Below are 7,178 nucleotides of genomic sequence, written 5' to 3'. Positions count from 1 at the left end.
CTGCGTCATTTATTATTACTAACACTTACGCAGATGCCAATAATATTCCGCAATATGCAGTTGGAGATGTAGCAGCCGCAACTAAAGCAAATATAGTGGTCAACTATCCAAATATTAAAGTTCTTAATCCAAGTAAACCTGCGACTAAAGGAGAGATTACAGCTTTAGTTTATCAAACTTTAGTTTACCAAGGAAAGATAGAACCAATTGCTATTAATTTACCTTCCAATCAGTATATTGTTCGTACTCCTGTCAATAAACAAAATGCTCAATAATAAAGGTAGTTGATGACTTCCACAAGCAGTGATTCTCAAATGACAGCGCAAGAAGCGCGGTCTGTAACTGAAAAGACGATCGACCAAAGCTTTCTTTGGGGAACGCGGATACTAGCAATAGGTGTGGCGGGAATTCTGCTATGGATAGCAGGGCAAGTTGCTTGGAATTCAATACCTGCTATTCAACAGCTTGGATTAGAATTTCTGATAACTTCTGCTTGGGACCCTGTAAAGGGCGTTTATGGCGTGCTTCCTATGGCTTATGGCACAGTCGTGAGTTCTCTGATTGCGCTGCTTATAGCTTTCCCGATTGGTGTGGCATGTGCGATCGTCCTGAGCGAAAATTTTTTGCTGTTATCCATTCGGACTCCGCTCACTTTTCTGGTAGAACTGCTAGCAGCCATTCCTAGCGTCGTCTATGGATTGTGGGGCATTTTTGTCTTGATTCCGTTTCTGCAACCTATCGGTGGATGGCTCCACGATAACTTTGGTTATATACCGTTGTTTTCCACACGATATATTGGCCCAGGTATGTTCCCGGCTGGCATCATCTTAGCGATTATGATTTTGCCCATCTTTGCAATGATCGCTCGCGATTCTCTTGCCGCTCTGCCTAGTGAGTTGCGCTGGGGAGCTTATGGTATTGGAGCTACGCGCTGGCAAGCAATTTTCAGCGTACTCATACCAGCAGCATTTTCTGGCATTATTGGTGGCACGATGTTGGCATTAGGACGAGCGCTGGGAGAGACAATTGCTGTCACTTTGGTGATTGGTAATAGTAACGATCTAAAGTTTTCAATTTTAGCGCCAGCAAATACAATTGCCTCTTTGTTAGCCAATCAATTTGCAGAAGCAGGTGGTTTGCAAAGAGCTTCTTTGTTCTATGCCGGGTTAGTACTATTTGCGATCACACTTATAGTTAACATCGGAGCGTATTGGATTATTCAAAGAGTGAAAAAATACTAATTAGTAATTGGTAATTAGCCATTTGTAATTGGCGATTAACTTTGAATGAAAAGCAAACGATCGCTAATAAAGGGGAAGATTCTGCTATGACAGCTAGTAACCAGAATGGGGATTATGATGAATTTCCTACTCCTAAAATGGAGCGATCTTACTCTACTCCCAGAACAGCAATTGATTTGGCGCTGACGATATTAGCATTTTTACTGCTAGGTATTGCCTTGCTGCCCTTATTTTTAGTAGTTGGCTATGTCATTATCAGGGGAGCCAATCGACTCGATCTCGAACTATTTACTGGGTCGATACCAGCAGCGCTGCAACAAGGAGGAGGTATTGCCCCGGCGATTGTGGGAACGCTAATTGTAGTGGGAATTGCTGCTGCCATTAGCATTCCCTTTGGCATTCTCGCAGCAGTCTATTTGTCAGAATTTAGCTCTGGTAGGATAGCTAGGTGGGTTCGTTTTGCCACCAATGTCTTGAGCAGTGTTCCTTCGATCATTGTTGGCATCTTTGCCTACGGCGTAATTGTTGCTACGACAGGTACTTACTCTGCGGTTGCGGGAGGATTTGCCCTTGCCATTCTCATGTTGCCTATTGTGGTACGAACGAGTGATGAATCTTTACAACTAGTGCCGCAACAGGTGCGGTGGGCATCAGTAGGTGTAGGGTCTTCCAACTTCCAGACTGTATTGCAGATAGTACTGCCTGCTGCTATGGGAGCGATCGCAACAGGAGTGACTTTAGCGATCGCCCGTGCCGCAGGAGAAACTGCACCTCTGATTTTTACAGCTTTGTTTACCCAATTCTGGCCTCGCGGTATATGGGAGCCAGTTCCCACTCTATCGGTCTTGATCTACAACTTCGCTGGTTTACCTTATGAAAATCAGCAGGAACTTGCCTGGGCAGCTTCGCTCATTCTGGTGCTGATGATTTTGCTAACTAGTATTCTCTCTCGTTGGGTAGCCAGTAAAACCACATATTAAACCACTGGCGAAAAAACTAGCTAATTCAAAACCTTTTAATTATCCTTCCAACCTCCTCAATCGTTATGCGTTCTAGAAATCAGAATGAAAATCACCAAAACAACAATCCTCCCACCAAGCCAAAGCACGCAGATTTGAGTGAAACGGTTTTACAGGCAAAAAAACTGAGCGTCTACTATGGCGAAACTTTGGCACTGCAAGAAGTTTCAATGGATATCCTGAAAAACAGCGTCACCGCCTTGATTGGCCCTTCTGGTTGCGGTAAAAGTACGCTAATTCGCTGTTTTAATCGGCTCAATGACCTAATTGATGGCTGTCGGGTAGAAGGTAAAGTGATTTACCGTGGGAAAGACCTTTATGGCTCCAAAATCGATCCTGTGGCGGTGCGGCGACGGATTGGTATGGTATTCCAAAAGCCAAATCCTTTTCCGAAATCGATTTATGAAAACATTGCCTATGGAGCTAGAATTAATGGCTTCAAAGGCGATATGGATGAATTAGTGGAGCGATCGCTCCAGCGAGCAGCATTGTGGAATGAAGTCAAAGATAAACTAAAAACCAGTGGTTTATCGCTCTCTGGCGGACAACAACAGCGTTTATGTATTGCGCGGGCGATCGCACTTAAACCAGAAGTTGTCTTAATGGATGAACCTGCTTCCTCTCTCGATCCGATATCTACCGAGAGCGTGGAAGAATTAATTCACCAACTGAAGCACGACTACACTATTGTGATTGTGACTCATAATATGCAACAAGCCACGCGAATATCAGATTTCACTGCTTTTTTCAATGCAAAGGCAGGGAAAAACGGTAAGCGATTTGGTTACTTAGTTGAGTACGACAAAACAGAAGCTATTTTTGAAAGTCCTCAGGAAGAATCTACCAAACAGTATGTAAGCGGTCGCTTTGGTTAAGGGGCAAGCGAGTGATGAGCAGAGAATACTAATAGTTAATTTCATCTTCTAATCAGAGACAGCCATTTCTAAACTTCTAATAGGTTTTTGGAAAGCTACATTGACGTTACTGGAAAACCCGAAATACATCTTATGCTGACTCAACTTTTTTCGATGCGACGAGCTTTTTCTCTACCCTTAGTTGCCATCTTCTTGGGTACTACTGCCTGCCAACCACCAACTGCTGACAATTCTTCACCAAATGCTAACGCGGGTGGTGGTAATGTCTCCCTCGTTGGGGCTGGAGCAACTTTTCCTGCTCCGTTTTACCAGCGCTGTTTTAATGAGTACAATCAGCAAAATCCTAATATAAGGGTTAGCTATCAATCCGTAGGTAGCGGTGCTGGCGTACAGCAGTTTACACAAGGAACAGTGGATTTTGGTGCTAGCGACGTGGCGATTACTAAAGAAGAAAGACAAAAAATTGAGCGCGGGGCACTGACAATTCCCTTAACTGCGGGAGCTATTGTACTTGCATACAACTTACCTGGTGTAGAAAAGCCTATTAGATTGCCACGAGAAATCTACCCGGCAATCTTTCTAGGAGAAATCAATAATTGGAATAACCCACAAATTGCTCAAGCAAATCCCGGTGTGAATTTACCCGATTTACCGATTACTATCGTGCGTCGTTCTGATGGTAGCGGTACTACAGCCGTTTTTACTCAACACTTAAGCGAAATTAGCCCGCAATGGAAAAGTAAAGTTGGTGCAGGTACAGCTGTAAACTGGCCTATGGGTGTTGGTTCTAAAGGTAATGAGGGAGTTACTGCCCAGATTCAACAAACCCAAGGTGCAATCGGCTATATAGAATACGGCTACGCCAAGCAGAATAAGATTCCTTATGCTGCCATAGAAAATAATTCAGGCAATTATGTTGTTGCTTCATCCGAGACAACTGCTAATGCGTTGGCTTCAATAGAATTACCAGAAAACTTAGTTTCTTTTGCTAGAGATCCAAAGGGGGAACAATCTTATCCGATCGTAACCTACACCTGGCTTCTAGTTTACGACCAGTACCAAGACCAACAAAAAGCTCAAACTATGCAAAATGTTGTTGAATATGCACTGAATGAGTGTCAAAAATTCAGCGAAGAGTTAGGATATGTACCCCTGCCAAAAACGGTTGTAGATAAAATAGAACCTACGGTACAGCAGATTACCGGAAGCATCTCGTCCTAAATAAATGGCTTTGAGATAATTGCTAGTGAAATATCCCCCAACTTATATCAATTTGCTTTTTCGCCCATTCCTGTCAACAAACAAAATGCTCAATAAGTACGAATTCCTCGAAGACTTTTGTTGATTTCAAGTCTAACGACTTAGTTATAAACCTCTATAATGAATGGCACTAAGATAACGGCAAACCTATTATTTATAGGGCTTTTGGGTATGGGGTGTAGGGTGTGGTTTGTAGTGATCAAGAAGTTTATTAATGTTCGTACTCCATTCTATTTCTCTTAATTTCTGACTATACCCTGCCTTAACAAGGATTTTAGCTTTTCTTATTAGTGCTATTTGCCTCTATAATCTTATACAGAGGTTTAATTTTGGCTTGATTAACCCGATTTTTTAAACCCATTTATTTCAGAGTAATGATTTTTTAGATATTAATATCTTTCTTGAGAAAGAAGTAGTAAAAAATTCTAGTTTTAAAATTGTAAATATAAATGTTGGAGGAAAAAGAATATGGCTTTATACAAACTGGAAGAGTTTGCTGCTAATTATGGCGATGCAGATTTTGATAACTACGATCTTAAGGATTTTGATGTCTATTCAGACATAGATGACGATAAAATTGGCAGTATCAAACACATTTTAGTGGATGATTCGGGTCGCGTGCGCTATTTAGTTGTTGACACAGGTTTTTGGTTCTTTGGTAGACAAGTATTGTTACCAATTGGGCGTTCTCGAATCGGCTATACCACTCGGCGCGTATATGCTATTGGGCTGACGAAGGAGCAAGTAGAAAGCTTACCTGATTTTAATGATTTGGAACAGATTGATTACGATTATGAGGAACAGGTACGTGGAGTTTATCGTACTCCAGTAAGACAAGCACCTTTAAGTACTTCAACACCTGTAGATGCTCCACCACTCTCTAGCGATCGCAATACATATACGTATGAACATGAACCAAACCTTTACGATATGAATCAGCAGGATCATCAAAATTTGAAACTATACGAAGAACGTTTAGTTGCAAATAAATCTCGTGTTAAGACAGGAGAAGTATCTGTTGGCAAACACATTGAAACTCAGACGGCAAGAATTGCTGTGCCAGTTGAAAAAGAACGCGTAATCATTGAACGTACTACTCCTAACCAAGCCGATAGAACTGTATCGCCTGCTGAGGCTAACTTCCGTGAAGGAGAAGTTACTCGGATGGATCTTTATGAAGAAACCCCTGATATTCAGAAGGAAGCCGTTTTGCGTGAGGAAGTGAAAATTAAGAAAGTACTTGAACAGGATATAGTTGAAGCCGAAGGTACTGTTCGTCGTGAGGAATTAGACATTAATACGAATGATGAGCGGTTGCATGAGAGAAAAAGCTAAATGGCTTTGAGATAACTACCAATGAAACATTCCCGCATTTATAGAAGTTAAGTGCGGGTACCGCAACCAGACAGCGCCAATTGGAGGCATCTTTAACAGCAGTGGCAACTTGTTTCCAGCCTTTGGAGTAGCGAGTTCGACTTATATAAATGAAATTGTCTAACAAGCCTTAGTTAATCTTAATTAAGAAGATAGTCTTTAATCTTGTTTTGATGAGAGCGCAAAATAGAAAGAGCAAGATGTTCAGTTTTACGAATTGTCTCTCGACTAAGATTTAGGCGTTTTGCAACTTGACTCAAAGTCAATTCCTGATTATCTTCCAATCCAAAACGTAGAGTCAATACTTCTAGTTGCCTTGGATTAAGCAACATCAGCAAATTGTTCAAGTCTTGATGTAAAAGCTCTTGAGCTATTTGCTCATCTAGGGAAATACCATCCATTGGTAAAATATCAGCTAGTTCAGTTTCACGGTCATCCCCAACTCGCATTTCTAGCGAGACTGGAGTGCGGGAAACCTGAAGATATTCCCGTATTTGATTGGGTAATATATTTAAGGATTTGGCAATTTCTGCTACAACTGGAGGACGACCTAAAGATTGAGACAGTTGCTGCTGTACTCTCCTGATTTTGTTTAATTTCTCATTGATATGGATTGGCAGACGGATAGCGCGAGACTTTTCTCCGATCGCGCGTGTTATTGACTGCTTAATCCACCAGTAAACGTAGGTTGATAGTTTATAGCCTCGGTTGGGATCAAACTTTTCGATTCCCTTTTGCAAACCCAGTGCCCCTTCTTGGAGCAAATCGAGAAAATCTAAATTGTGGTTCTGGTATTTTTTGGCGATCGCTACCACCAATCTTAGGTTAGCTGTCACCATTCTATGTTTAGCTTTTTGACCTTGTTGAATGATTGATTGTACTTCAGTATCGCTTTGCCCAAGCGAGGCGGCTAATTCTCTTGCAGTTGGTTCTCGGTTGAGTTGAAGTGCGAGGCTTGAGCGCTGTTCTTCAATCGCCATCATCTGCTGCACAAGCCTAGCATTTGTAATTTCTTGCTCAGGAGTTAGCAGAGGGTAGCGTCCGATTTCTTTGAGGTAGGAGCGAACTAAGTCGGTAGTTGGGCTGGACATATTTTCAGTTAATTGCGATGAATACGTTTATTTTTCGTTTGGATATAATCTTTTATTTCAAGAATTAGCTAGTCAATTAAATATTAACCATAGACTTAAATCAATGTTTATCTTTTGGAAACAAGTTCATAAATATAATAATTGAAATCTTCAAACAGGTAAATACTAAAATCTAGTTTATTTTATAAATAAGCTTTAAAATGGCTAAGAAGTTTAACTGAGTTAAATCAAAGAGACGCTACGCTCAATTTAGAGTGAAGTCCTCTCTTGAAGAGAGGATTTGTTCAAATCCGCTTCACATTTGAACAAGGCTTAAAA

The 7,178-nt window shown here is 41.3% G+C and carries 7 protein-coding genes; 6 read left to right on the top strand and 1 reads right to left on the bottom strand.

Translation table 11 applies throughout. The annotated features are described in order from the left end of the window. The 6 genes from H6G97_RS41635 to H6G97_RS41610 form a co-directional block, all read left to right on the top strand. On the top strand, positions 1 to 275 hold a 275-nt coding region (locus H6G97_RS41635; RefSeq protein WP_190946431.1), incomplete at its 5' end, for an S-layer homology domain-containing protein. A gap of 39 nt (positions 276 to 314) precedes the next feature. Beyond that, a complete protein-coding gene (gene pstC, locus H6G97_RS41630) occupies positions 315 to 1,241 on the top strand; it encodes a phosphate ABC transporter permease subunit PstC (protein WP_242055938.1) in 927 nt (308 codons plus the stop codon). Between the two features lie 86 nt (positions 1,242 to 1,327). After that, a complete protein-coding gene (gene pstA / locus H6G97_RS41625; protein ID WP_190946432.1) occupies positions 1,328 to 2,221 on the top strand; it encodes a phosphate ABC transporter permease PstA in 894 nt (297 codons plus the stop codon). Between the two features lie 59 nt (positions 2,222 to 2,280). Next, entirely contained in the window at positions 2,281 to 3,135 is an 855-nt protein-coding gene (pstB, locus tag H6G97_RS41620; RefSeq protein WP_338421955.1) for a phosphate ABC transporter ATP-binding protein PstB, read from the top strand. A gap of 132 nt (positions 3,136 to 3,267) precedes the next feature. Next, the gene (gene pstS, locus H6G97_RS41615) at positions 3,268 to 4,356 is read left to right on the top strand and encodes a phosphate ABC transporter substrate-binding protein PstS (RefSeq protein ID WP_190946428.1); all 1,089 of its coding nucleotides are present in this window, start codon (positions 3,268 to 3,270) and stop codon (positions 4,354 to 4,356) included. Between the two features lie 507 nt (positions 4,357 to 4,863). Beyond that, on the top strand, positions 4,864 to 5,730 hold the full coding sequence (locus H6G97_RS41610) for a DUF2382 domain-containing protein (RefSeq protein ID WP_190946427.1): 867 nt from the start codon (positions 4,864 to 4,866) through the stop codon (positions 5,728 to 5,730). A gap of 179 nt (positions 5,731 to 5,909) precedes the next feature. Here the strand turns inward: H6G97_RS41610 and H6G97_RS41605 are convergent, their stop codons facing one another. Next, positions 5,910 to 6,860 (bottom strand): RNA polymerase sigma factor, RpoD/SigA family, encoded by a 951-nt coding sequence (locus tag H6G97_RS41605; protein WP_190946426.1) that lies wholly within the window; start codon positions 6,858 to 6,860, stop codon positions 5,910 to 5,912. Positions 6,861 to 7,178 lie beyond the last annotated feature (318 nt).

It is taken from the genome of Nostoc flagelliforme FACHB-838 (assembly GCF_014698065.1).
Taxonomy (GTDB): domain Bacteria; phylum Cyanobacteriota; class Cyanobacteriia; order Cyanobacteriales; family Nostocaceae; genus Nostoc; species Nostoc flagelliforme_B.
Note: the sequence above shows the minus strand (reverse complement) of the source record. Positions and strands in the feature narration are given on the sequence as shown.